This window comes from Streptomyces sp. NPDC026672 (genome assembly GCF_040638185.1).
Classification (GTDB): domain Bacteria; phylum Actinomycetota; class Actinomycetes; order Streptomycetales; family Streptomycetaceae; genus Streptomyces.
On the sequence record NZ_JBEZXS010000012.1, the window covers coordinates 1 to 23,648 of the forward strand.

At 70.2% G+C, this 23,648-nt stretch carries 20 protein-coding genes, 3 tRNA genes and 1 pseudogene; 12 read left to right on the forward strand and 12 right to left on the reverse strand.

Annotated features, from left to right (window positions below; all coding sequences use genetic code 11):
- The first annotated feature begins 156 nt into the window (after positions 1 to 156).
- Both dnaG and AB0F77_RS16060 read left to right on the forward strand, forming a co-directional pair.
- Positions 157 to 2,061, forward strand: coding sequence for a DNA primase (gene dnaG / locus AB0F77_RS16055; protein ID WP_361947777.1), 1,905 nt, complete (start codon positions 157 to 159; stop codon positions 2,059 to 2,061).
- 80 nt (positions 2,062 to 2,141) lie between these two features.
- Positions 2,142 to 3,434, forward strand: a complete 1,293-nt coding sequence (locus AB0F77_RS16060) for an RNA polymerase sigma factor (protein WP_361947780.1) — start codon at positions 2,142 to 2,144, stop codon at positions 3,432 to 3,434.
- A gap of 51 nt (positions 3,435 to 3,485) precedes the next feature.
- On the opposite strand, the gene AB0F77_RS16065 is transcribed toward AB0F77_RS16060, so the two are convergent.
- The 4 genes from AB0F77_RS16065 to AB0F77_RS16080 all read right to left on the reverse strand — a co-directional run bounded on the left by AB0F77_RS16065 (position 3,486) and on the right by AB0F77_RS16080 (position 9,230).
- Positions 3,486 to 5,414 (reverse strand): ABC transporter ATP-binding protein, encoded by a 1,929-nt coding sequence (locus AB0F77_RS16065; RefSeq protein ID WP_361947783.1) that lies wholly within the window; start codon positions 5,412 to 5,414, stop codon positions 3,486 to 3,488.
- Entirely contained in the window at positions 5,414 to 7,147 is a 1,734-nt protein-coding gene (locus tag AB0F77_RS16070; protein ID WP_361947786.1) for an ABC transporter ATP-binding protein, read from the reverse strand. Before AB0F77_RS16070 ends, AB0F77_RS16065 begins: the two co-directional genes overlap by 1 nt.
- Positions 7,148 to 7,300: 153 nt before the next feature.
- Positions 7,301 to 8,752: an FGGY family carbohydrate kinase gene (locus AB0F77_RS16075; protein ID WP_361947789.1), complete on the reverse strand. Its 1,452-nt coding sequence runs from the start codon at positions 8,750 to 8,752 to the stop codon at positions 7,301 to 7,303.
- Positions 8,753 to 8,927: 175 nt separating this feature from the next.
- Positions 8,928 to 9,230, reverse strand: coding sequence for a YtxH domain-containing protein (locus tag AB0F77_RS16080; RefSeq protein WP_361947792.1), 303 nt, complete (start codon positions 9,228 to 9,230; stop codon positions 8,928 to 8,930).
- Positions 9,231 to 9,388: 158 nt separating this feature from the next.
- On the opposite strand from AB0F77_RS16080, the gene AB0F77_RS16085 reads away from it, so the two are divergent.
- From AB0F77_RS16085 to AB0F77_RS16105, 5 genes are all read left to right on the forward strand, one after another.
- Positions 9,389 to 9,461, forward strand: a tRNA-Asn gene (locus AB0F77_RS16085).
- Positions 9,462 to 9,466: 5 nt separating this feature from the next.
- Positions 9,467 to 9,539 (forward strand) — tRNA-Asn (locus tag AB0F77_RS16090).
- A gap of 189 nt (positions 9,540 to 9,728) precedes the next feature.
- Positions 9,729 to 9,805 (forward strand) — tRNA-Ile (locus AB0F77_RS16095).
- A 331-nt stretch (positions 9,806 to 10,136) separates the two neighbouring features.
- Positions 10,137 to 10,370, forward strand: coding sequence for a type II toxin-antitoxin system VapB family antitoxin (locus tag AB0F77_RS16100; protein ID WP_053672219.1), 234 nt, complete (start codon positions 10,137 to 10,139; stop codon positions 10,368 to 10,370).
- Positions 10,367 to 10,774, forward strand: coding sequence for a PIN domain nuclease (locus tag AB0F77_RS16105; protein WP_361947796.1), 408 nt, complete (start codon positions 10,367 to 10,369; stop codon positions 10,772 to 10,774). Before AB0F77_RS16100 ends, AB0F77_RS16105 begins: the two co-directional genes overlap by 4 nt.
- 1 nt (position 10,775) lies before the next feature.
- Here AB0F77_RS16105 and AB0F77_RS16110 read toward each other — a convergent pair.
- The 6 genes and pseudogenes from AB0F77_RS16110 to AB0F77_RS16135 form a co-directional block, all read right to left on the reverse strand.
- Positions 10,776 to 11,501, reverse strand: a pseudogene (locus AB0F77_RS16110) (ATP-dependent helicase); the annotation flags it as partial.
- Between the two features lie 461 nt (positions 11,502 to 11,962).
- Positions 11,963 to 14,074, reverse strand: coding sequence for a LamG domain-containing protein (locus AB0F77_RS16115; protein WP_361947799.1), 2,112 nt, complete (start codon positions 14,072 to 14,074; stop codon positions 11,963 to 11,965).
- Between the two features lie 220 nt (positions 14,075 to 14,294).
- The gene (locus AB0F77_RS16120; RefSeq protein ID WP_361947802.1) at positions 14,295 to 14,573 is read right to left on the reverse strand and encodes a hypothetical protein; all 279 of its coding nucleotides are present in this window, start codon (positions 14,571 to 14,573) and stop codon (positions 14,295 to 14,297) included.
- 73 nt (positions 14,574 to 14,646) lie between these two features.
- Complete coding sequence (locus AB0F77_RS16125; protein WP_361947805.1) at positions 14,647 to 14,997, reverse strand: hypothetical protein; 351 nt, start codon at positions 14,995 to 14,997, stop codon at positions 14,647 to 14,649.
- Positions 14,998 to 15,196: 199 nt separating this feature from the next.
- A complete protein-coding gene (locus AB0F77_RS16130; protein ID WP_361947808.1) occupies positions 15,197 to 15,619 on the reverse strand; it encodes a hypothetical protein in 423 nt (140 codons plus the stop codon).
- Positions 15,620 to 15,897: 278 nt separating this feature from the next.
- Entirely contained in the window at positions 15,898 to 17,061 is a 1,164-nt protein-coding gene (locus AB0F77_RS16135) for an NAD-dependent formate dehydrogenase (RefSeq protein WP_361947811.1), read from the reverse strand.
- A 421-nt stretch (positions 17,062 to 17,482) separates the two neighbouring features.
- On the opposite strand from AB0F77_RS16135, the gene AB0F77_RS16140 reads away from it, so the two are divergent.
- The 3 genes from AB0F77_RS16140 to fmdA all read left to right on the forward strand — a co-directional run bounded on the left by AB0F77_RS16140 (position 17,483) and on the right by fmdA (position 19,750).
- Positions 17,483 to 17,761: an FmdB family zinc ribbon protein gene (locus tag AB0F77_RS16140; protein WP_361947814.1), complete on the forward strand. Its 279-nt coding sequence runs from the start codon at positions 17,483 to 17,485 to the stop codon at positions 17,759 to 17,761.
- Between the two features lie 75 nt (positions 17,762 to 17,836).
- Positions 17,837 to 18,475 carry an AmiS/UreI family transporter gene (locus AB0F77_RS16145; protein ID WP_361947817.1) on the forward strand — a complete coding sequence of 213 codons (639 nt, stop codon included), beginning with the start codon at positions 17,837 to 17,839 and terminating at the stop codon, positions 18,473 to 18,475.
- A gap of 24 nt (positions 18,476 to 18,499) precedes the next feature.
- A complete protein-coding gene (gene fmdA / locus AB0F77_RS16150) occupies positions 18,500 to 19,750 on the forward strand; it encodes a formamidase (RefSeq protein ID WP_361947820.1) in 1,251 nt (416 codons plus the stop codon).
- A gap of 93 nt (positions 19,751 to 19,843) precedes the next feature.
- Here the strand turns inward: fmdA and AB0F77_RS16155 are convergent, their stop codons facing one another.
- Positions 19,844 to 20,365 (reverse strand): tetratricopeptide repeat protein, encoded by a 522-nt coding sequence (locus AB0F77_RS16155; RefSeq protein WP_361947823.1) that lies wholly within the window; start codon positions 20,363 to 20,365, stop codon positions 19,844 to 19,846.
- A gap of 118 nt (positions 20,366 to 20,483) precedes the next feature.
- Here AB0F77_RS16155 and AB0F77_RS16160 point away from each other — a divergent pair, with 118 nt between their 5' ends.
- Together AB0F77_RS16160 and AB0F77_RS16165 are read left to right on the forward strand one after the other, a co-directional pair.
- A complete protein-coding gene (locus tag AB0F77_RS16160) occupies positions 20,484 to 21,506 on the forward strand; it encodes an LLM class flavin-dependent oxidoreductase (RefSeq protein WP_361947826.1) in 1,023 nt (340 codons plus the stop codon).
- A gap of 62 nt (positions 21,507 to 21,568) precedes the next feature.
- Positions 21,569 to 22,204: an NAD(P)H-binding protein gene (locus AB0F77_RS16165; protein ID WP_361947829.1), complete on the forward strand. Its 636-nt coding sequence runs from the start codon at positions 21,569 to 21,571 to the stop codon at positions 22,202 to 22,204.
- A 375-nt stretch (positions 22,205 to 22,579) separates the two neighbouring features.
- Here AB0F77_RS16165 and AB0F77_RS16170 read toward each other — a convergent pair whose 3' ends face one another.
- Entirely contained in the window at positions 22,580 to 23,617 is a 1,038-nt protein-coding gene (locus tag AB0F77_RS16170; protein WP_361947832.1) for a rod shape-determining protein, read from the reverse strand.
- Positions 23,618 to 23,648 lie beyond the last annotated feature (31 nt).

Sequence of the window (23,648 nt, forward strand, 5' to 3'; positions counted from 1 at the left end):
ACGAGGGCGATCCTCCGCCTTGCGATTGCACGCACCAGACGCCGCGGGCCCCGCCCTCCGGGCGGACGGCGCTACTTTCGAAACACGCCCTAGGCGTCCGCCGGGTCCGGCCCGCGCCCCTTCGGAGTGGTGTCCCGGGCCCCGTAGAATCACTGCGTGGCAGGACGGATCAACGACGAGGACGTGAAGGCGGTACGGGACGCCGTCCCGATCGACGCCGTCGTGTCGGAATACCTCCAGCTGCGGAACGCGGGCGGCGGCAACCTCAAGGGCCTCTGCCCGTTCCACGACGAGAAGTCGCCGTCCTTCCAGGTCAGCCCCAGCAAGGGACTCTTCCACTGCTTCGGCTGCCAGGAGGGCGGCGACACCCTCACCTTCGTGATGAAGGTCGACCACCTCTCCTTCTCTGAGGCCGTCGAGCGCCTGGCCGCCCAGGCCGGCATCACCCTGCGCTACGAGGAGGGCGGCTACAACCCCTCCCACCAGCGCGGCGAACGCATCCGCCTGGTCGAGGCCCACAAGGTCGCCGCGCAGTGGTACGCGGAACAGCTCGCGACCAGCCCCGAGGCCGAGACCGGCCGCCTCTTCCTCGCCGAGCGCGGCTTCGACCAGGCCGCCGCCGTCCACTTCGGCGTCGGCTACAGCCCCCAGGGCTGGGACCACCTCACCCGCTTCCTGCGCGGCAAGGGCTTCACCGACAAGGAGCTCGTCCTCTCCGGCCTCGCCCAGGAGGGCCGCCGCGGTCCCATCGACCGCTTCCGGGGCCGTCTGATGTGGCCCATCCGCGACATCGGCGGCGAGGTCGTCGGCTTCGGCGCCCGCAAGCTGTACGAGGCGGACAACGGCCCCAAGTACCTCAACACCCCCGACACCGCGATCTACAAGAAGTCCCAGGTCCTCTACGGCATCGACCTCGCCAAGAAGGAGATCGCCAAGTCCAGCCGCGCGGTTGTCGTCGAGGGCTACACCGACGTCATGGCCTGCCACCTCGCCGGCGTCCCCACCGCCATCGCGACCTGCGGCACGGCCTTCGGCGGCGACCACATCAAGATCCTGCGCCGGCTGCTGATGGACAACGGCAGCGCCCGCGTGATCTTCACCTTCGACGGCGACGCGGCCGGCCAGAAGGCGGCGCTGCGGGCCTTCGAGGACGACCAGAAGTTCGCCGCCGAGACGTACATCGCCATCGCCCCCGACGGCATGGACCCCTGCGAGCTGCGCCTCGCCAAGGGCGACGAGGCGGTCGCCGACCTGGTCGAACCCCGCACCCCGCTCTTCGAGTTCGCGCTCCGCCAGATCGTCGCCCGCTACGACCTCGACACCCCGGCGGGCCGCGCCGCCGCCCTGGACGAGGCCGCCCCGATCGTCGCCCGCATCAAGAACAGCGGCGCCCAGCACGAGGTCGCCGTCCAGCTCGCCGGCATGCTCGGCATCCTCGACACCCAGTTCGTGGTCAAGCGGGTCGCCCAGCTGGCGCGCTGGGCCCGCGAGCGGGGCGGCAAGGGCCCCGCCCCGGCCCAGGACAGGCGCCGTCCCCAGGAGGCGCAGGCCGCCCGTCCCACCGCCCAGGGAGCCGCCCTCAACCTGCGCAACCCGGTGTACGCCACCGAACGCGAGCTGCTGAAACTCGCCCTCCAGCGCCCCGAGTTGGTCGCCCCCGCCTTCGACGCGTACGGCGTGGACGAGTTCACCGCGCCGCCCTACGCGGCCGTGCGCGAGGCCGTCATGGAGGCGGGCGGCGTCGAGTTCGGCGTCCGGGACCCTCAGGAGTACCTGGTCCGCGTCCGCGAGGCCGCCCCCGACGACTCGGTGCGCGCGATGGTCACGGAACTCGCGGTCGAGGCGATCATGCGCCGCACGGTCGACGACAACTACGCGGGCGAACAACTCGTCTGGGTCCGCAGACGCGCCGTCGACCGCCGCATCCAGGAGATCCAGATCACCCTGACCCGGCTCGGCAGCGGCGGTGACCCGGCCCATCTGGCCTCCGTGCAGAACGAGTTGTGGGTCCTCCAGCAGTACGGACAGGCCCTGCGCGAGCAGGGCGCGAACGCGCTGTAGGCGCGCGGTCACCGCCCGGACGCAAAAAGTCACCGCACGCCCCTCGTGGCAGCGATGTGTCGTACCCCACACTGGGTGCGGTGCCTGAGTCCTCGGAGCGCGGCCGATCCGACCCCCACGGGTCCTACACCCCCGCGGTTCCGTTCATCTCGTACGGGACGGACAGCGGCGAGGCCGTCGACTCCGCCCCCGAAGTACCGCTGCCGCTCACCCGGGCAGCGATCATCCTGGAGGTCGCCCCCGTGCAGACCCAGACCCTCACCCAGACCGACAGCAGCACGAACGGCGTGCCCGACGCGGGGAGCGAGGTCTGCGCGGCCGTACCGCCCCAGAACCGTGTCGCGCTCCACCCCGAGGCGGAACCGGAGGCCGTGCCCGAGCCGGCCGAGCCGCCCGCCGAGGAGCTGACCGACGGGGCCCCCGAGCCCGTCGAGCCGCCCGCCGCCCGCGCCGAGACCGGCGGGCCCTCCTCGGACCTGTTCCGCCAGTACCTGCGCGAGATCGGCCGTATCCCGCTGCTCACGGCCGCCGAGGAGGTCGAACTCGCCCGCTCCGTCGAGGCCGGTCTGTTCGCCGAGGAGCGGCTGGGCAGCACGCCCGGCCTCGACGAGCGGCTCGCCCTCGACCTGGACCGCCTCGTCGTCATGGGGCGGATGGCGAAGCGCCGGCTCATCGAGGCGAACCTGCGGCTCGTGGTCTCCGTCGCCAAGCGGTACATCGGCCGCGGCCTGACCATGCTCGACCTGGTGCAGGAGGGCAACCTCGGGCTGATCCGGGCCGTCGAGAAGTTCGACTACGCGCGCGGCTACAAGTTCTCGACGTACGCCACCTGGTGGATCCGGCAGGCCATGTCCCGCGCCCTGGCCGACCAGGCGCGCACCATCCGCGTCCCCGTGCACGTCGTCGAGCTGATCAACCGGGTCGTCCGGGTGCAGCGGCGGCTGCTCCAGGAGCGCGGGTACGAGCCCACGGCGGAGGAGGTCGCGGCACAGCTCGACCTGGCGCCGGAGCGGGTCGGCGAGGTGCTGCGGCTCGCCCAGGAACCGGTGTCGCTGCACGCGCCCGTGGGCGAGGAGGACGACGTCGCGCTCGGGGACCTCATCGAGGACGGCGACGCCGCGAGCCCGGTCGAGTCTGCCGCGTTCCTGCTGCTCAAGGAGCATCTGGAGGCGGTGCTCTCCACGCTGGGCGAGCGGGAGCGCAAGGTGGTCCAGCTGCGGTACGGGCTGGCCGACGGGCGGCCGCGCACGCTGGAGGAGATAGGCCGCATCTTCGGCGTCACGCGGGAGCGGATCCGGCAGATCGAGTCGAAGACGCTCAACAAACTCCGCGACCACGCCTTCGCGGATCAGCTACGGGGTTACTTGGACTGAACGGCCTCGCGGTACAGCCCCGCGCCCCTCCGGGGCGCGGGGCTGCCGGCGTCAGTCGATCTCGGCCACCGCCTGGGCGAACTGGGCCTTGTAGAGGCGGGCGTAGGCGCCCTCCGCGGCCAACAGCTCGGCGTGGGCGCCCTGTTCGACGATCGAGCCGTTCTCCATCACCAGGATCGTGTCCGCGTCCCGGATGGTCGACAGCCGGTGCGCGATCACGAACGACGTGCGTCCCGACGCCAGTTTGGCCATCGCCTTCTGGATCAGCACCTCCGTCCGCGTGTCCACGGAACTCGTCGCCTCGTCCAGCACCAGGATCACCGGGTCGGACAGGAACGCCCGCGCGATGGTGATGAGCTGCTTCTCACCGGCGCTGACCCCCGTGCCCTCGTCGTCGATCACGGTGTCGTAGCCGTCGGGCAGGGTACGGACGAACCGGTCCGCGTGGGCCGCCCGCGCCGCCTCCTCGATCTCCCCGCGCGTCACCTCGCGCGAGGCGCCGTACGCGATGTTCTCCGCGATCGTGCCGCCGAACAGCCAGGTGTCCTGGAGCACCATGCCGATGCCGGCGCGCAGTTCGTCCCGGGACATCCGCGCGACGTCCACCCCGTCGAGGGTGATCCGCCCGCCGGAGACGTCGTAGAACCGCATCAGCAGATTGACCAGCGTGGTCTTGCCCGCGCCGGTCGGTCCGACGATCGCGACCGTGTGACCGGGCTCGACCTTCAGCGACAGGTCCTCGATGAGCGGCTTCTCCGGGTCGTACCGGAACGACACGTGCTCCAGCGCCACCCGGCCGCGCAGTTCGGCGGGCCGCTCGGCCGGCACCGGGTCGGCCTCCTGCTCGTCCGCGTCCAGGAGTTCGAAGACCCGCTCCGCCGAGGCGACGCCCGACTGCACCAGGTTCGCCATCGAGGCGACCTGCGTCAGCGGCATCGAGAACTGCCGCGAGTACTGGACGAACGCCTGCACGTCACCGATCGACAGCGTGCCGGAGGCGACCCGCAGACCGCCGACGACCGCGACGAGCACGTAGTTGATGTTCGACACGAACATCATCAGCGGCTGCATCACCCCGCTGTTGAACTGCGCCCGGAACCCGGCCTCGTACAGCGCCTCGTTCTGCTCGGCGAACTGCCGGGCCGACTCGTCCTGTCGGCCGAACACCTTCACCAGGGTGTGCCCGGTGTACATCTCCTCGACGTGCGCGTTCAGTTTGCCGGTGGAGCGCCACTGCTGCACGAAGTGCGGCTGCGACCGCTTGCCGACGCGCGTGGCGACCACGAACGACAGCGGCACGGTCACCAGCGCGACCAGCGCCAGGATCCAGGAGACGTAGAACATCATCGCGAGCACACCGATGATCGTCAGCACCGAGTTGATGAGCTGGCCCATCGACTGCTGGAGCGTCTGGCCGATGTTGTCGATGTCGTTGGTCGCCCGGGACAGCACCTCGCCGCGCTGGCGCTTGTCGAAGTACGACAGCGGCAGCCGCGACAGCTTCGCCTGCACGTCCTGCCGCATCCGGAACATGGTCCGGTTGACGGAGCGGTTGACCAGCCGGGTCGCCACGGCCATCAGCAGACCGGCCACCAGGAACGTGCTCACGGCGAGCAGCAGGACCTGGCCCACGGCGTCGAAGTCGATGCCCCTGCCCGGGGTGAAGGCGGTGCTCCGGAGCATGTCCGCCAGCTCGTTGTCGCCCCGCGCGCGCATCGCGGCGAGCGCCTGCTCCTTGGACATCCCGCCCCGCAGCTGCCGGCCGACGATGCCGGCGAAGACCAGGTCGGTGGCGTGGCCGAGGATCTTCGGCCCGATCACGCTGAGCGTCACGCTGAGCACCACGCACGCCAGCAGGACGTAGATGGTGACGCGTTCGGGCCGGAAGCGGGCGACGAGCCGCTTGCCGGACCCCTTGAAGTCCATCGAGCGCTGGTCCGGGCCGCCCCCGGCCATCATGCGTCCCATGGGCCCGGCCATCAGGCAGCCTCCGCTTCCGTGAGCTGGGAGAGCACGATCTCCCGGTAGGTCTCGTTGTCCGCCATCAGCTCGTGGTGCCGGCCCGTGCCGACGACCAGGCCCTCGTCCAGGACCACGATCCGGTCGGCGTCCCGGATGGTCGCCACCCGCTGGGCGACGATCACCACCGTCGACTCGGCGGTCTCCCGGCCGAGCGCCGCGCGCAGGGCCGCGTCGGTGGCGTAGTCCAGCGCGGAGAACGAGTCGTCGAAGAGGTAGATCTCCGGGCGCTGCACCAGCGCCCGGGCGATCGCGAGGCGCTGGCGCTGGCCGCCGGAGACATTGGTGCCGCCCTGCGCGATCGGCGCGTTCAGACCGCCCTCCAGATCGGTGACGAAGCCCTTGGCCTGCGCCACCTCCAGCGCGTGCCACAGCTCCTCGTCGGTGGCGTCCGGATTGCCGTAGCGCAGGTTGGTGGCCACCGTGCCCGCGAACAGGTACGGCTTCTGCGGCACCATGCCGACCGTCCGGGCGAGCAGCTTCGGATCGACCTCCTCGACGGGCACGCCGTCCACGAGGACCTCGCCCTCGGTCGCGTCGAACAGCCGCGGGACCAGCCCGAGCAGGGTCGACTTGCCGCTGCCGGTCGAGCCGATGACGGCGGTCGTCTCGCCCGGCCGGGCCACCAGCTCGACGGCGCGCAGCACCGGCTCCTCGGCACCCGGATAGCGGAACCCGGCGCCGCGGATCTCCAGATGGCCGTGCCGGCGCAGCTCGGTGACCGGGGCGAGCGGCGGCACCACGCTGGACTCGGTGTCCAGGACCTCCTCGATGCGCTCGGCGCACACCTCGGCGCGCGGCACCATCATGAACATGAACGTGGCCATCATCACGGACATGACGATCTGCATCAGATAGGCGAGGAACGCGGTCAGGTCGCCGATCTGCATACCGCCGCTGTCGATGCGGTGGGCGCCGAACCAGACGACCGCGATGGACGAGACGTTGACCACCGTCATGACGATGGGGAACATCAGCGCGAGCATCCGGCCCGTGGCCAGCTGCATCTCGGTGAGTTCCGCGTTCGACCTCCCGAAGCGCTCCTGCTCGTACTCGTCGCGGACGAAGGCGCGGATGACGCGGTTGCCGGTGATCTGCTCGCGCAGCACCCGGTTCACCGTGTCCAGCCGCTTCTGCATCGCGCGGAACAGCGGCCGCAGCCGGCGCACGATCAGCGTCACGCAGATGCCGAGCACCGGCACCACGGCGAGCAGCACCCCGGACAGCGGCACGTCGAGGCCGAGCGCCAGCACGATGCCGCCGACGCACATGATGGGCGCCGACACCATCAGCGTGAACGTCATCAGGACCAGCATCTGGACCTGCTGCACGTCGTTGGTGGTGCGCGTGATGAGTGACGGGGCACCGAAGTGACCCACCTCACGCGCGGAGAAGGACTGCACCCGGTCGAAGACGGCGGCGCGCACGTCCCTGCCGAGCGCCGAGGCGGTGCGCGCGCCGTAGTAGACGGCGCCGATGTTGCACACGACCTGGACGAGGGAGACACCGATCATCACGGCGCCGGAGGACAGGATGTAATCCGTGTCACCCTTCACCACGCCGTTGTCGATGATGTGCGCATTCAGCGTGGGCAGGTAGAGGGTGGCGCAGGTCTGGAGGAGCTGAAGCAGCACCAGCAGGGTGATGGGTTTCTTGTAGGGCCTGAGATAGGTCCGCAGAAGTCGTATGAGCACGCTACGTCTCTCGGAGTCGGCGGGTGAGGGGCCGTCGTCCGCCCCTGGCCCCTATCGTCGGACACTCCACCGGTGTTACCTCAACCGATTAATCCAACAGCAGACCAAGGATTCCGCCGCGGCCCCCTCCGCCCCGCCCGGGTACGGCTCCGCTCACACCCGGAAGGCCCCCGGATGGGTCTGTTCGCGCACGGAGACGTACTGCTGGCGCACCGCCTGACCCACGGCCAGCTCGTCGCCCGGCTCCAGCACCTGGGCCGCCGCGCCCCGCCACACGGGCGGATTACGGGGGTCGAGGGTGCCCTGCGACGCGCCGAGCGCCCAGGCCGCCTGCCGGGCGGCCCCGATCGCCGCGTAGTCCGCGGGCTGCGGTACGACGACCTGCACGCCGAACAGCGAGGGCGCCGCGGCCTGCACGGCGGTCAGCTCGGCGGCCTGCCCGAGCAGGAAGACCCGCCGTACGTCCACGCCCCGGCCGCGCAGCACGTCCAGCGCGTCGGCGAGCCCGCACAGCATGCCCTCGAAGGCGGCCCGCGCCAGGTGTTCCGGCCGCATCGACTCGCGCCGCAGCCCGGCGAGGGTGCCGGCGGTGTGCGGCAGGTTCGGCGTCCGCTCGCCCTCCAGGTAGGGGAGCATGACCAGGCCGTGGGAGCCGGGCGTCGACTTCATCGCCAGGTCGGACAGGCTCTCCAGGTCGGACAGGCCGAGGAGTTCGGCGGTGCCGCGCAGGGTGCGCACGGCGTTCAGGGTGGTCACCACCGGCAGGTGCATGCCGGTGGCGTCGGCGAGCGAGGTGATCATCCCGGACTGGTCGACGAGCGCCTCGGGGTGGACGGCCATCACGGAACCGGAGGCGCCGAGCGAGACCACCGCGTCGCCGAGCCCGATGCCCAGCCCGAACGCGGCGGCCATCGTCTCCCCGGTGCCCGCCGAGATCAGCAGCCCCTCCGGAGTCGTACCGGCCGCGTCCGAGGGGCCGATCACCTCGGGCAGCACGGCCTGGTGACCGAGCGCCAGCTCGACCAGGTCCGGCCGGTAGCCGCCGGTGGCGGCGGACCAGTAGCCGGTGCCGGAGACGCCGCCCCGGTCGGTGGTCCGGCGCAGCGGCCGGCCCAGCAGCTGCCACACCAGCCAGTCGTGCGCCTGGAGCAGCAGCGCCGTGCGCTGGGCGTTCTCGGGTTCGCTGCGGGCGAGCCAGCGCAGCTTGGTCACCGGCTGCGCGGCCTGCGGCACGGAGCCCACGGCCTGCGCCCAGGCCTCGCGCCCGCCGAGCGCGTCCACCAGGTCGGCCGCGGCGACCTGGGCCCGCCGGTCCCCGCCGACCATCGCGGGGCGGACGGTGTTGCCCTGCGCGTCCAGCGGGATCAGCGCGTTCTGCTGCGCGGACACGCCGATGGCCTGCACGCCCTCCAGCAGCCCGCCCCCGGCGGCCTCGCCGAGCGAGAGCAGCCAGGACTGCGGGTCGACGTCGGAGGGCCGGCCGCCCTCGGTGTTCTCCACCGGGTGCGGTGCGTATCCCTGGCGCAGCACGGCCCCCGTGTCCGCGTCGCAGACGACGATGCGAGTGAAATCGGGTGAGCTGTCCAGCCCGGCGACTATCCCCATGCCAACTGATTTTGCCGTATGGCTCCGCCTGGGTCGGCCGTGGCCGGGTTCCTTCCGGTGACGGCGGTCGGTGGGGGGTTACGGGGGTTTGGCCGCCGGGGAGGGCCGCCTTGCGGGTGGCCGCGCTTTACGGGTGGCCACGTCCGGGTGGCTACGCCCTAGGGGTGGCCGCGTCCTACGGGTGGCCGCTGCCCCACTCGTCCTCGCCCGTGCCGTTCGTACGGTCCCGCAGCGAGCGGACCCGCTGCGCCACGGACTCGGGGACGCGGTCGCCGACCCGGTCGCTGACCGAGTGCAGCGCCTTGCCCGCGAAGTGGCGGCCCTGCTGGGCGGCGGTCTCCGCGGTGTTGCGGACGGCGGGGTTCTGCGCGATCTGCTGAGCGGACTTCTTCAGCTGCTCGTAGCGCTGGCGTCCCGCCTTCGTGCCCAGTACGTAACCCAGGGCCAGTCCGGCGACGAACGTGAGCCGGTAGCGCATGGCGGCCACCCTTCCCTTGCTTCGGTCTCTGGTGCGGCTTCGGCGCGGGGGAGTACCGATTGGCGGAGCACCCCCCTGCTTGCGCTAATGTATGTGTCGCAGCGAGCACGCGCCGCCTGGCGGATACCCAGGTAGCTGCGTTCGATGCAACGAGGCATTCCTCCGTAGCTCAATTGGCAGAGCAGCCGGCTGTTAACCGGCAGGTTACTGGTTCGAGTCCAGTCGGGGGAGCTCGGTCCTCCGTAGCTCAATTGGCAGAGCAGCCGGCTGTTAACCGGCAGGTTACTGGTTCGAGTCCAGTCGGGGGAGCATGCTGAACGAGGACCCTGAGGGGTCCTTTTTCATGTTCGGTCCATGCCCGATTCCGTGTCCGCGGGAACCGGGCGGGCCTCGGCGCGGTCATCAAGGTCATGAAGGCCGACCATCCGAGGCAGGAGATCGTATGAGCGGCTATGCTGCGGCAGACGGCGCGCACACGTGTACGCGACACGCCGCTATGGGGCGGTAGCTCAGCCGGTTAGAGCAGCGGACTCATAATCCGCCGGCCGTGGGTTCGAGTCCCACCCGCCCCACCATTCGCTGCGCGAGCAGAAACCTTCCGACCAGTAACTTTCCTGGTCGGGGCGAGGGTGTGAGGGTCCTGGCGACCCTGTCATGATCATGATTTCATGATCGTCTGGACGGATTCTGGACGCCGATTCCGCTCAAGTCGGGTGTGGCGCCTGTGGGATGGTTCGTGTCGGCGTCGAGCGGGCCTCCGCCGGCTCGTCTCGTAGCGGGAATAGACCCATGGGAACGCCTCGACGTTCGGCGCGCTGCCCTGGGGTGGTCTGTTTGTGGTCTCTGGCCTGCCCAATGTTGGTGATGTATCCTGGGTGCATACATCGTGGATGTTGGAGGTGTCCGATGTCCGTCACGCAGATTGATCTCGATGACGAGGCGCTGGCCGAGGCCATGCGGCTCATGGGTGTCACGACGAAGAAGGAGACCGTCAACGCGGCGCTTCGGGACTACGTGGCGCGGATCAAGCGGCTTGAGGCCGCGGAGAAGCTGGCCGCGCGAGGTGCGCGTGGTGAGTTCGAGCAGGCCGCGGCGGCGCATGACGCCGAGAAGCGTGCCCGACGCGAGGCCTTCGAGTGATCACGTATCTGGTGGACACCTCGGCTCTGTGGCATCTGTTCCGCACCCCAGGCGCGCTGCGTCCCTGGGAGGGACACGTCGCCGCCGGGGTGTTCCACCTCTGCGAGCCGACACGGGCCGAATTTCTCTACTCGGCAACCAGCCCGTCCCATCGGGATGAGCTCGCAGAGGAACTGGACGCGCTCTGCTTGCTCTCTCCGGTTCCGAAGAACGCCTGGCGTTGGGTCGACACCGCCCAGTACAAGCTGACCCAGCGGGGTCAGCACCGCGCCGCTGGAGCGATCGACCTGCTGGTGTGCGCGACTGCTGTGCACCATGGGCACACTGTCCTCCACGTGGACAATGACTTCGCGACAGTGGCCGGAGTCCTCAAGGAAGTCCAGCAGCGAGACGCACGAGCCTGATCTTCTGGAGGGGATCGGCGATCGTGGTGAGTGTGGCGGCCAGGGTGGCGTTGGCCCGGTAGTCGGCCCAGGTCCACCAGCGCACGTTGGTGTCGCGCCGCCCCTGACGACCACTGTCCCATCGGGGTGGACCAGTTCCGAGCCGCTCTCGCGTGCCTGGGCGAGCGCGGTCTCGGCACGCCAGGTGAGGGTGACCGGCGGGTCGGCACCGAGGAGCACTTCCCGTGCCGCGCGAGTCAGTTCGTACGAGGCGGTCCGGCTGTACCCTGTTCCTCCCCAGCGCGCCTTGCCGCCGCCATCGACCGGTTCGACGAAGCATTGCCGCCGGGACCGGTCGATGTACATCACCTGCCGGCTCTGCCCGGCGAGGAGCAGGCGTCGAGGCCCCACCACCTCTTCGGTCAGCAGCGCGGGATTGATCGTGCCGATCTCGGTACGTCCCGGGAGCACCGTGAATTCCGGAGCCGCGGTGAACACCGCGGTGAGGACCATGAAGTGCCGGTAGCCGAAGCGGCGTTCCGAAGGGACCGAGCCCTCCCCACCATTCCTGCCACAGCCGGTTCCCGACTCGATGCTCCTGCAGACAGAGGGCCGGCACTTGTTGCGCAACGATGTGCCGAGGCTCCGGTGGGGCCACCACCGGCTCCACCCAACCGCGCGACCACAGCAGCAGGGCTGCCGCAGCGATCAGTCCGTCCTCGTCGACGGTGAGGAACAGACAGTTGCGGTAAGCGGCCAGGTCGCCGGGGGCGATATCGATCCCGCGGATGTCACGCTCACTCCGTCGGGGCCGGCCCCGATGTCGTCGCCGGTGGCGGGGAGTGGACGCCGGACAGGCCCTGGTGGATTGAGGGGATGCTCCAGATGGAGGCCGTTAGTGCGGTCGGGCCGGCTTGTACGCCTCGTCCGGCAGATCGAGCACGCATGCGAGCCGGGATCGCGGTGGAAGGGGGCGAGGATGTCCGGCGGGGTGTCGGGCCGGGCCATGGTGCCGTCGCCGGGGGCAGGGTGCTCGCGTCGGATGCGCAGGGCGGTGCGGTACGTCGGCCCGCGGGTTCGAGTCCCACCCGCCCCACCACGCGCTGCGCGAGGGGAAACCTTCTGTCCCCGTGATGACGCGGAGTTCCGCAGGACGGCCCGCCTGAACGTGGGTTCGGGCGGGCCGCGGGGGAGGTCAGGGACCAGGGGTCAGCACAGGCAGGGGTCCGTGGTTTGTCCCAGGGCGATGATGTCCTCGTCCCTCAGCGCGCCCGAATATGCTTGTACCTCGTCCACGTCGCCGTGCAGGTACTCGCCCCAGCCGTCACCGACCTGGGCCCGGCCGATCTGGAGGGCGCCGTTGCTGGGCCGGCCGTCGGGGAGGGTCGTGGTCGCCTGGGTGTTGGTGTAGCCGTCGAGGTAGAGCTTGATCGTGTCGGTGGCGTCGTCGTAGACCACGGCGAGGCGATGGCCCTCGCCCTCGCCGCCGTCCGCGCCCGCGATCTGGGACACCACCCTCTCGGGGGCTCCGGCCTCGTCCTTCTCCGGCATCACCAGTTGCCAGGTGTGCGTGGACGGCTCGTAACGCACCTTGAAGGCGTCGGTGTGCTCACCGGCCTGCGACAGCACGGTCATCGGGTGGGCGGGATCGGAGTCCGCGAGGCGTACGACGACGCCGAGGGTAAAGCTGTCCCCGGTGTCCACGACGGGCCCGTCGGCAGCGCCATACCCGTTCTCGCCGTCCAGACGCAGATGTCCCTCGCCGACGAGTGGCGGCGGTACGTAGGTGCAGTCGGGGTCGATGTCCGGGATGCAGGAATCGTCGGAGCCCCGGTAGATCGAGGCGCCCGTGCCGATCCGCAGCGGCGTGCGGTCCGACTGCTCGGGGCTCACACCGTCCGTTGCGTTCTCCAGCGACCAGTGGCCGAGCAGCTTCGGCTTGCGGTACGCCAGTTCGGCCGCCTCGTCCGGCACCACGACCCGGTCGTGAACCTGTACGTCACCGATGTCCCCGTGCCACCGGTCCCGGTAGCCGGCAGCCCCGCGGACGCGCCCGATCTGGAAGGCTCCGGCCGCCTCGGCGGGAGTCGCGTCGGCCGCGGTCCCGACCTCGTGGCCGTTGACGTACAGCAGCGCCTTCCCGGTCTCGGCGTCGTAGAGCCCCAGCAGATGTGTCCACTCGCCGGTTTCGGGGGCACCGCCGGACACCCGCGCGCCGCCGATCGCGAACGACCAGGCGGGCCCCGAGTCCTGACGGTGCAGACCGAGGCTGAAACCGGGCGCCCCGTCGGCGTCCTGGCTGGCGACGGTCATGTTCCGGTCGGTCTCGGCGGGCCGTACCCACGCGCTCAGCGCGAAGGTCCTGCGGATGTCGGCCGCCGGGGCCTCCGGGGTGAGAAAGCCGTGGCCGCTGCCGTCGAGGCTGACCGTGGCGGTGGTCGTGGTGCCCGCGGGCGCCGGGCCGCCGAAGGTCACGCCGGTCCCGGCACGGGCGGCGGTGCCGGTCTCTGCGGCGGCCGAGCGGGAGCCCGCCGGGTCGTCCAGCCTCCAGTGGGCGACGGGAGCACGGCCGGCCTTCACGTTGAAGTCGTAACGTGACTCCGCGCTGCTGCGGCCCGACCGGTCGATCGCGCGGACCGTCAGCGACTTGGGTCCCGAAGTGAGCGGCAGATACGGAATGGTCACGGCCGCGCCCGGCCGCTCCACGGGGACGGTTCCATGGGGGCCGCCCAGGAAGCCGTACGTGTACGACACCACGTCGTCGGAGGGCGAGTCCACGGTGAAGTGGCCGTAGACGCCCACTCCGTCCACCCAGAACACCTCCTCCGGCTCGGGGTAGTCGGGAGAGGTGATCGTGGCCTTCTCCGGACTCGTGTCGTCGTACACGAACGAGCAGACCGAGCCGTCGCCCTCGTCGCTCCATGCGGAGGTCGACTCACCGTCGTTCGCGCGGACGTGCCAGGAGATGACGGTGTTCGCCGGGATGTCGTTCGGCACCGTCCAGTACTGGCTCTGCCCCGACGTCAGGGTGATGGTGGTGTAGGTGCGCCGCTGTTCCACGCCTGCCGTGTCCGTCCACCAGGCTTCGAACTCGCCGCTGACCGGGCTGGCCTCGGAGGGCTGGTTGTCCTCCTCGGGGTCGTACAGCACTGCGCCGAGTCGGGGCGGCGCCGAGACGTACGGAGTGTCTTCGCCGGTCGCGCATGCCTTGCCTCCCGACCGGAGGTCCTGGACCAGCGGCTGCCTCGGCGGCAGGTTGTCCACCGCGTGCGCCGTCCCGGCGGCCGCGGCCAGCAGCGCCGCCGCACAGCTCCCCACCACTGTCCGTCTGTGTCGGCCCGTCCATCCGAATCTGGTCAAGTGGCCCTCCCCTGTTGGCGCGTGAGAATTGTGGATCACACAAGTGCACGAAGTTAACAGAGGCCACCGACAGCACAGGAGGGGTTTTTCCGCGCATGCCGCCGGGCGGGGAAGGGCGGCCGAGCGCAGCACACGTCGTCGGCGGGTCCGGCCTCACGCCGTCGCGGGGGTGCTCTCGATCTCACGCGCGGCCGTGCTGCCCAGCAGACGCAAAGCCGCCTCGGAAGGTGAGCCAGGTTCGGCCGTACGGGCGATCAGGCGCCGGCCGGACGAGCCTCACCCCCGGGATACGGGTGCGCACCGGATGGCGGGCCCAGCGGGAGGCGAACTCATCGCATGGAAAGGTGGGTTGGCCTACCAGTTCGGCCGGCCGCAGCGAGGCGACCGCGAGCCGCGCCTCGTCGTGCCAGTCGGTGTACAGCGCGCGGTAGCGGTCATCCAGGAACAGCATCCGCGTCACGTTGGGCCGGGTGGCCGGCGTCTCGGGGCTGTCCGAGGGTAGATGTGCGGCGAGCAGTGCGTGCCCCGGCCGGTCAGCAGACCCGCCGGACGGGGAAACCGCCGTGACACGGTGGCGGCGTGTTCGGCGTGCCGTCAAGCCGGTCGTCGATCCACACGGCGGCGATCACCGCGAGGGCGATCAGCGCCAGGGCGACCGCGCCGCGCACGTGGAGCGGGTACGCGTCCCACTTCTGCCGCCGCGCGCTCGGCTTCCGCCGGTGCTCCACCCACCCCGCTGCCGGTCGCCGCCCCGTCCTGGTGGCCAGGGTGACACCCTTGTTCGGGTGGCCGGCCTCCTTCGCGTGCTGTGCCGCCGCCGTCATCTCGAAGCCGGGACGCGTGGGCACGTCGTCACCGCAGTGGCGACACACGAAGTGAGGCATGGGCAGAGCGTAGCCATGGCCGCCAGGAGCCCGGGCTTGAATGCTCTGCCCTCAGCGGCCGCACACCGACCCTGAAAGAGCCGGGTCATGACCGACGTCACGCGCTTGCCGCGCCCGCGAGAGCGCCTTTCCGGCCGAGGGAGAGTCGCGGGCATCGGGGACGGGCAGCATGCCGACGGTATCCATGAAGCCGGGCCTTTTAGAGCTTGCCGCCGATTTCGCAGGCTCGGCACGGCGGGCGGCCGCAGGTGCACTGGGTGATGGCTTCGAGGACGTTGCGGTCGTGGTAGAGGCATTCGTCCTTGCAGGTGTGGCGGGGGATGAATCCCGCCGGGATCTCGCCGGGCCACGGCTCGTGGCCGTCACGGCAGCGGGCGAAGCGTTCGGGGTCGGTGGCGTGCAGGTCGTGCATGCTCGACCGCGCCTCCTCCTCCATTTCCCGCACTCGCTCCACCAGGCTCTTGAGCTCGGCGGCGAGGCTGGAGTACCGGTCGGTGCCGGTCCTCACGTGTGCGGCCCGCAGCGCCATGGCCGCGTTGCCCAAAAAGCGGCCGGCATCCTGGAGATCGGTCACGTGATGCAACTGAATGCCGTTCACGCCCCGGACCCACACGGCGTCCATGTTGCTCACTGATCCACCTTCCCGGCGTTCGCCTCGAATATCTTGCGAAACAGTATGCGCGGCGCCGCTGCCTCCGCATAGAAAAAATCCTTCTGTTTAGCAAACTAAACGTCTCGGCCGCACCCTGCCAGCAGATTCGGGGTGAGTCGGGTCACAGGAAAGGGATCACAGGAAAGGGGGCACAGGAAAAAGATCAAGCGCAACAGGCATGGCACTGCCGAAGGTCCATTAGCCACTGATGTGGTGGATCTTCGGCCGTGTCTTTTGGTGGATCTTCTTTATCCGGTGACCGTGTAGGAGCGCGCTCCCGTCCCGGCGAGTCCACCGCCGTCGACGATCAGGTACTCGGAACGGATGGGGCGCCCTTCGAACCAGCACTCAAGGATCTCCCGGGTGCCGGCCGCGTAACGGGCCTGCGCCGAGAGGGTCGAACCGGACACGTGCGGTGTCATCGCCTCGTACGGCATGGTGCGCCAGGGGTGGTCCGGCGGAGGCGGCTGCGGATACCAGACGTCACCGGCGTAACCGGCCAGTTGGCCGCTGTTGAGGGCCCGCACCACGGCATCCCGGTCGACGATGAGCGCGCGGGCGGTGTTGACGATGTACGCACCGCGCTTCATGGCCCCCAGCAGCTCGTCGTCGAAGAGGTTCCGCGTCTGCGGGTGCAGGGGGGTGTGGATCGACAGCACGTCGACCGCGGAGGCCAGCGAGCGGGCGTCGGGGTGCCAGGTCAGCTCCAGCTCCTCCTCGACGTCCTTCGGCAGCCGGTGTACGTCGCAGTAGTGCAGTCTGACGTCGAACGGCTTGAGGCGGCGCAGTACCGCCTGGCCGATGCGGCCGGAGCCGAGGACGCCGACGTCCATGCCTTCGAGGTCGTAGGCGCGCGAGACGCTGTCGGCGATGTTCCAGCCCTTCTTGGCGGTCACCCAGTCGTGGGCCGGCATGTAGTTGTGCACCAGGGTCAGGATCTGCATGACGGCGTGCTCGGACACGCTGATGCTGTTGCTGAAGGTCACCTCCGCCACCGTCATACGGTGGTTGATGGCGCTCGGCAGGTCGACGTGGTCCGACCCGATCCCCGCCGTGATCGCGAGTTTGAGCCGGGGGGCGGAAGTGATCCGCTCGGGGGTCAGATAAGCGGGCCAGAAGGGCTGCGAAATCACCACGTCCGCGTCGGGCAGTTCACGGTCCAGGGTGGAGTCAGGCGCTTCCTTGTCGCTGGTGACGACATAGGTGTGACCTCGGTCCTCCAGGAACCGGCGCAGTCCCAGTTCTCCCGAGACGCTGCCGAGGAGCTGTCCCGGGGTGAAATCCAGGCCCTGCGGCGTCGGTGTCGTCTGACCGCCCGGATATTCGCTGATGGTCGGAATGTCGGCGCGGGCGTAATCGGGAGGATAACCGCCCACGGGGTCGGGATAGAGCACCGCAAGGATCTTCGCCATGGCCGTCCTCCGTCAATGGGGCCTTAAATTTTAGTTGAGCGTGCGTCGGCGCTGCAATCCCCGCCAATATGCTGCGGGCGGGCCGGTGGATAAGGATGCAGGTATTCGGCGGGGGCCTGCGGCGGGAGGCGGCCACTGCGCCGTCGCGGCGCTCGACGTCCGCGGCGGTCCGCCCGTCGGCCGGGCCGTCACCGGTCCGGGCCCGGCGGGCGGTCGGTCGTGCCAATTGTCGGCGTCGGATTCTGTTACGCCTGCTCCCCGGCGAAGCGTCCCGGGAAAGAGGCGGGGCCGGTCGTCCGGGCTTGACACGTGGATTTACGAGAGGTCTCCTTGAAGGTAGGGAACAGGCTGTGGCGTGCATTCATTCAGGCACGCTTCGTATGATCGGGTCGGCCGGCCTCCACAGACGTTCGGAGTGCTGATGGCAACCTATGAATATCTATGCAGCCGCTGCGGGTCCTTCGATGTGAAGTTGGAAATCGGGACGGCGCCCAAATCCTACGGCTGCCCTGTGTGTGCGGGCGCCGCGAGACGTGTGTATTCCGCGCCGGGTCTCTCGCGGACCTCGAATGAGGTCGCCGCCCTCCGTGTCCGGGAGGAACGGGCGCGTGAGGCCCCGGAAGTGGTCTCCCAGCCGCCGCCGCGCAGCAGGGCGCCGCGGCCCCCGCACCCCGCACTCCCGCGGCTGCCGCGTCTCTGAGGGTGGTGGTCGGCCCCCGAGGGCGGTGGTCGGCGCAGCGGAATTACTCCACGCGGACTTAGGAGGTGTGTCCCCGTGGGAAACGTGGGACTGCTCTTTGTCGGTGCGGTGCTCTTCATGAACGGACTGCTCCTGCTCGGCAAGGTCGATGCGCGAGCGGCCGCGGTGTTCAACCTTTTCGTGGGCGCACTGCAGGTACTGACACCGACGTATCTCATCTTCACCGCAGGCGACGACCCCATGAAGATCCTGGCGGCATCCGGGATCTACCTCTTCGGATTCACGTATCTCTACGTGGGTATCGGCCTGCTCGCCGGTCTCGACAGCACCGGCGTCGGCTATTACTCGCTGTTCGTGGCAATTGCCGCCCTGGGGTACTCGTTCGTCAATTTCCGACTCTTCAAGGACTACCCCTTCGGCGTCATCTGGCTCTACTGGGCATTCCTGTGGCTCCTGTTCTTCTTGCTGCTCGGCCTCAAGATGGACAACCTCAGGGTCTACACCGGTTGGGTCACGGCGATCGAGGGCTGGGTCACCGGCGTGATTCCCGCCGGGCTGCTGCTTTCCGGCTACTGGAAGCACCCCACCGAGATCGCCATCGCACTGGCGGTCTTCGGCGTCGTCGTGTTCGCGGGGCTGTGGCCACGCACCCATAGGACACCCCGGCCGACCTCGGCCGCCCCGCCGGCAGGAAGCGTGGGCGCGCCGACGTGACCGGGTCAGAAATGAGGAGTTCTCATGCCTGACATTCTTTTCACAGTGGACCAGAGCAAGTCGATGCGTGAACAGGACGTTCCTGGACACAACCGGTGGCACCCGGACGTTCCCACCGTCGCCATGGTGCGGCCGGGAGCGGAATTCCGCCTGGAGTGCCGCGACTGGACCGACTGCCAGGTCGGCAACAACGAATCCGCCAACGACGTCCGCGACATCGACCTGACCATTCCGCACATGCTCAGCGGCCCGATCGGTGTGGAGGGCGCGGAACCGGGCGACCTGCTCGTCGTGGACCTCCTTGATCTCGGTCCCGTTCCGCAGCAGACCGGAGACGCGGCGGGCCAGGGCTGGGGCTACACCGGCGTCTTCGCCAAGGCCAACGGCGGCGGCTTCCTGACCGACTACTTCCCGGACGCCTACAAGGCGATATGGGACTTCCACGGGCAGCAGGCCGTCTCCCGCCACCTGCCGGGGATCCGCTTCACGGGGATCACCCACCCAGGGCTGTTCGGAACCGCTCCCTCCGCCGAGATGCTCACCCGCTGGAACGCCCGGGAGCAGGCGCTGATCGACACCGACCCGAACCGGGTCCCGCCGCTCGCCGTGCCGCCGGACACCACCAACGCGCTCGCGGGCAAGGCCACCGGGGATCTCGCCCGACGCATCACCGAGGAGGGCGCACGCACGGTGCCGGCCCGTGAGAACGGCGGCAACCAGGACATCAAGAACTTCACCCGGGGTTCGAGGGTCTTCTTCCCCGTGCACGTCAAGGACGCCAAACTCTCCGGGGGCGACCTGCACTTCAGTCAGGGCGACGGAGAGATCACCTTCTGCGGCGCCATCGAGATGGGCGGCTACGTCGACTTCCACGTCGACCTGATCAAGGGCGGCATGGAGACGTACGGCATCACCACCAACCCCGTGTTCATCCCGGGCAACGTCGAGCCGCGGTACACGGAGTTCCTCACCTTCATCGGGGTCTCCGTCGACCACGACACGGACACGAACTACTACCTGGACGCGACGCTGGCCTACCGCCGGGCCTGCCTCAACGCCGTCGAGTACTTCAAGAAGTTCGGCTACAGCGGAGAGCAGGCCTACCTGCTGCTCGGCTCCTCCCCCATAGAGGGACGCATCAGCGGCATCGTCGACATCCCCAACGCCTGCTGCTCGCTGTACGTACCCACCGCCATGTTCGACTTCGACGTCCGGCCGAGCGCCGCCGGACCGGCGAAGGCCGACCGGGGCCAGTGCGCGTTGGTCACGGCCTGAACCCGACAACGGGGGATACCTGAAACCGACAACGGGGGACAGGAGAAATCCCCTCCGCCGATCGCCGCAGCAGGGGCGGTCGGCGGAGGGGGTTCAGGCGCCGGCGGTCAGGGTGTCGGCGGTCAGGGCGGCGGCGTAGCGGGCGACCGAGACGCGGTAGCTCGGCAGATGGCCGGACAGGGCGGTGAGGGCGAGGGACACGGCCTCGCGTTCGCGGCCGAGGTCGGTCAGGGCCAGGGCGAGGAACGCGGTGAGCGCGTCGTCGAGGTGGTCCGAGGTCCTCGCGCGTTCCGTGAGCAGCAGGTCGGCCGCGGCCTGCGGGTGGCCGAGCGTGCGCAGGGTGCTGGCCAGCTGGATCACGGCCTGCCGGTGGCGGTCGCCGTCCAGGCCGCCCGCCAGGGCCTCCCGGTACAGCTCCACGGCGCGTTCGCCCAGGTCGGTCGCGTCATGGGCGGACGCCTGCTCGAAGGCGGCGACGGGGTGCCCCGGCGCCAGCTCGTCGGTCAGGGTGGTCATCCTCGCGCGGAAGTCCGCCGCGTCGTGGTCGTCGAAGGCGTCCCACAGGGCGGCGCAGCGTGCTTCCCACTCCGGTGTGGTCCTCATGGCCATGGTCATCACCACAGCCTCGCAGACCCCGGCCGGCGCGTACCCGGTGCGGGGGCGGCTCCGGACAACCGGAAACACGCCTCGGTAGTTGAGGAATCAATTAGTTCGGGTGGGTGTTGGGGCGGGCATGAAGCGCATCGGTTTTCTGTCGTTCGGGCACTGGTCCGACACCCGGCACTCCCAGACGCGGTCGGCCGCCGACGCGTTGCTCCAGGCCGTCGACCTGGCCGTGGCGGCCGAGGAACTGGGGGCGGACGGCGCCTACTTCCGCGTCCACCACTTCGCCCGGCAGCTCGCCTCGCCCTTCCCGCTGCTCGCCGCGATCGGTGCCAGGACCTCGCGCATCGAGATCGGCACCGGTGTGATCGACATGCGCTACGAGAACCCCCTCCACATGGCCGAGGACGCCGGCGCGGCCGACCTCATCTCCGGCGGCAGGCTCCAGCTCGGCGTCAGCCGCGGCTCCCCGGAGCAGGTCATCGACGGCTGGCGCTACTTCGGTTACGCCCCCGGCGAGGGCGACACCGACGCGGACATGGCCCGCAAGCACACCGAGGTGCTGCTCACCGTCCTCCAGGGCGAGGGCTTCGCCCGGCCCAACCCGCGGCCGATGTTCGCCAACCCGCCCGGACCACTGCGGATCGAGCCGTACTCCGCGGGACTGCGCGAGCGCATCTGGTGGGGCGCGGGCTCCAACGGCACCGCGGTCTGGGCGGCCAAGCTCGGCATGAACCTGATGAGTTCGACCCTCAAGAACGACGAGGGCGGCGCCCCCTTCCATGTGCAGCAGGCCGCACAGATCCGCGCGTTCCGCGAGGCGTGGGCCGAGGCGGGCCACGAGCACGAGCCGCGCGTCTCCGTGTCGCGCAGCGTCTTCGCGCTCACCAGCGACCAGGACCGTGCCTACTTCGGACGCGAGGGCGACAGCGCCGACCAGATCGGCCGGATCGACGCCGACACCCGCGCGATCTTCGGCCGCACCTACGCCGCGGAGCCGGACGTGCTGGTGAAGCAGCTCGCCGACGACGAGGCGGTCGCCGAGGCCGACACGCTGCTGCTGACCGTCCCCAACCAGCTCGGCGTGGACTACAACAGTCACGTGCTGGAGAACGTCCTCACCCATGTCGCGCCCGCCCTCGGCTGGCGCTGACCCCCATATCCACCACCCCCATGTCCACCACCCCACCCCACCCTCACCCGCCGGGAGCGACCGTGAGCAACGTCCTGATCATCGGGGGGACCGGGTACACCGGTGCCCACATCGCCGCCGAGGCGGCCACGCGCGGCCACGAGGTGACCTCGTACTCCCGCTCGGCCCCCGCGAGCCCGGCCGCCGGTGTGACGTACGCGCACGGCCCGGCCGAGGACGCCGCCGGGCTGATCGCCGGCCGGGACGCGGTCGTCGCGACGCTCGCCCCGCGCGGCGACCTGACGGACCGGCTCGCCGGCCTCTACCGGGACTTCGCCGCCGCCGCGCTCGACACCGGCGCCCGGTTCGTCGTCATCGGCGGGTTCTCGTCGCTGCGCCCCGCGCCCGGCGCGCCCCGGTTCGCCGACGGGGACGTACCGGAGGAGCTCAGGTCCGAGGTGGAGGTCATGGAGGGTTTCCGGCAGTGGCTGACCACCGCCGCGCCCGAGGGGCTCGACTGGACCTTCGTCTCGCCCGCGGGTGGTTACGGCGCCTGGGCGGCCGGCGAGCGGACCGGGACGTACCGGCTCGGCGGCGAGGTCGCCCTGTTCGACGCGGAGGGCCGGTCGGAGATCTCCGGCGCCGACTTCGCGCTGGCCGTCGTCGACGAGATCGAGCGCCACCGGCACTCGCGTGCCCATATCTCGGTCGCCTACTGAGCAGGTGTCGGCACCGGCCGTCCAGAACCGCGCACATCCCGTCATGACGACCCAACTGCCCGCCTCGCCGGGCAGGTTCGGTCATGAGGATTGTTCTCGTTCCGCCGCGGAGGCATGACATATGCCTGCGTGGGAACGATCTGGCGTACGGGCGCGCGGGCGAGGCCGGAGATCCGGCCCTCGGCACGAGCCTCGTACCTGACAGCGACTGCGAGGCAGTACGAGGCATGAGGAGGGCGTCATGGACCGCCGGATCCGTGTACGAGTCAGCCGCCGGCCCGCCGCTCCCCGCGGCCAGGAGATCGACCGCAGGACCCCGTCGGGGCGCATCCTGCCGTACTGACCCGGTGCGCCGGGCCGTTCCCGCGGGCGTCCTCAGGCGGCCAGCGGGTTGAGGACCAGGGGCTCGATCCTGCCCTCCAGCATGGCCCCGATGCCCTGGACGGCGCACACGTCCGGCCGTTCCGCGATGTGCACCGGCATGCCCGTCGCCTCGCGCAGCATCTGGTCCAGGCCGGGGAGCAGCGCGGAGCCGCCGACCATCATGATCCCGCGGTCGGCGAGATCGGCCACCAGGTCGGGCGGGCACTCCCGCAGCACCTTGCCGATGCCGTCGAGCACGGCCGTCAGCGGGGCGTGGATCGCCTCGCGCACCGCGGCGGTGTCGACGCGCACCGACCGGGCGAGGCCGGTGGCGACGTCCCGGCCGTGGATCTCGGTGGACGTGGGGCCGTGCGCGGTCAGTCCGTTGCCGGACAGGGCCAGTTGGAGCGGCCGTACCGACTGGCTCGGCAGCATCAGTTCGTGCTCGTGCCGCAGGTGCTGCACGATCGCGTGGTCCACGGCCTCCCCGCCGACCGGGAAGCGCTCGGCCGTGACGATCGACCCCAGGGACAGCACGGCCACCTGGGTCGCCGCCGCGCCGCACACGATGATCATCGTGCCCTCGGGGCGTTCCACGGGCAGCCCGCAGCCGACCGCCGCGGCGATCAGCGTGTCCACCAGCTCCACGCGCCGCGCCCCGAGCCCCACCAGCGTCTCGATGGTGGCGCGTTGGGCCAGCGGGTCGGCGTCGTGCGGGGTGCAGGCCGCGGCCCGCAGCCGGGGCTTGCGGCGCAGCGCGCGGCGCACCTTGTCGCCGATCAGATGGCGCAGCATGCGCTGGGCCATCTCGATGTCGACGACGGTGCCCCCGCTGACGGGGCGTACCACCCGGATGTAGGCGGGCGTACGGCCCGTCATCCGCTCCGCGAGTTCGCCCACGGCGATGAGCGCGCCGGTCCTGGTGTTCACGGCCGCGGCGGACGGCTGGTCGACGACGAGCCCGGCGCCCCTCACGTACACCCGGGTGCGGGCCGCTCCCAGGTCGACGGCGAAGTGACAGCGGCGCAACTGCTCCAGGCTGACGGTCATCGCAGATCCTCCCGAGTGGCCGGGCCGTGGG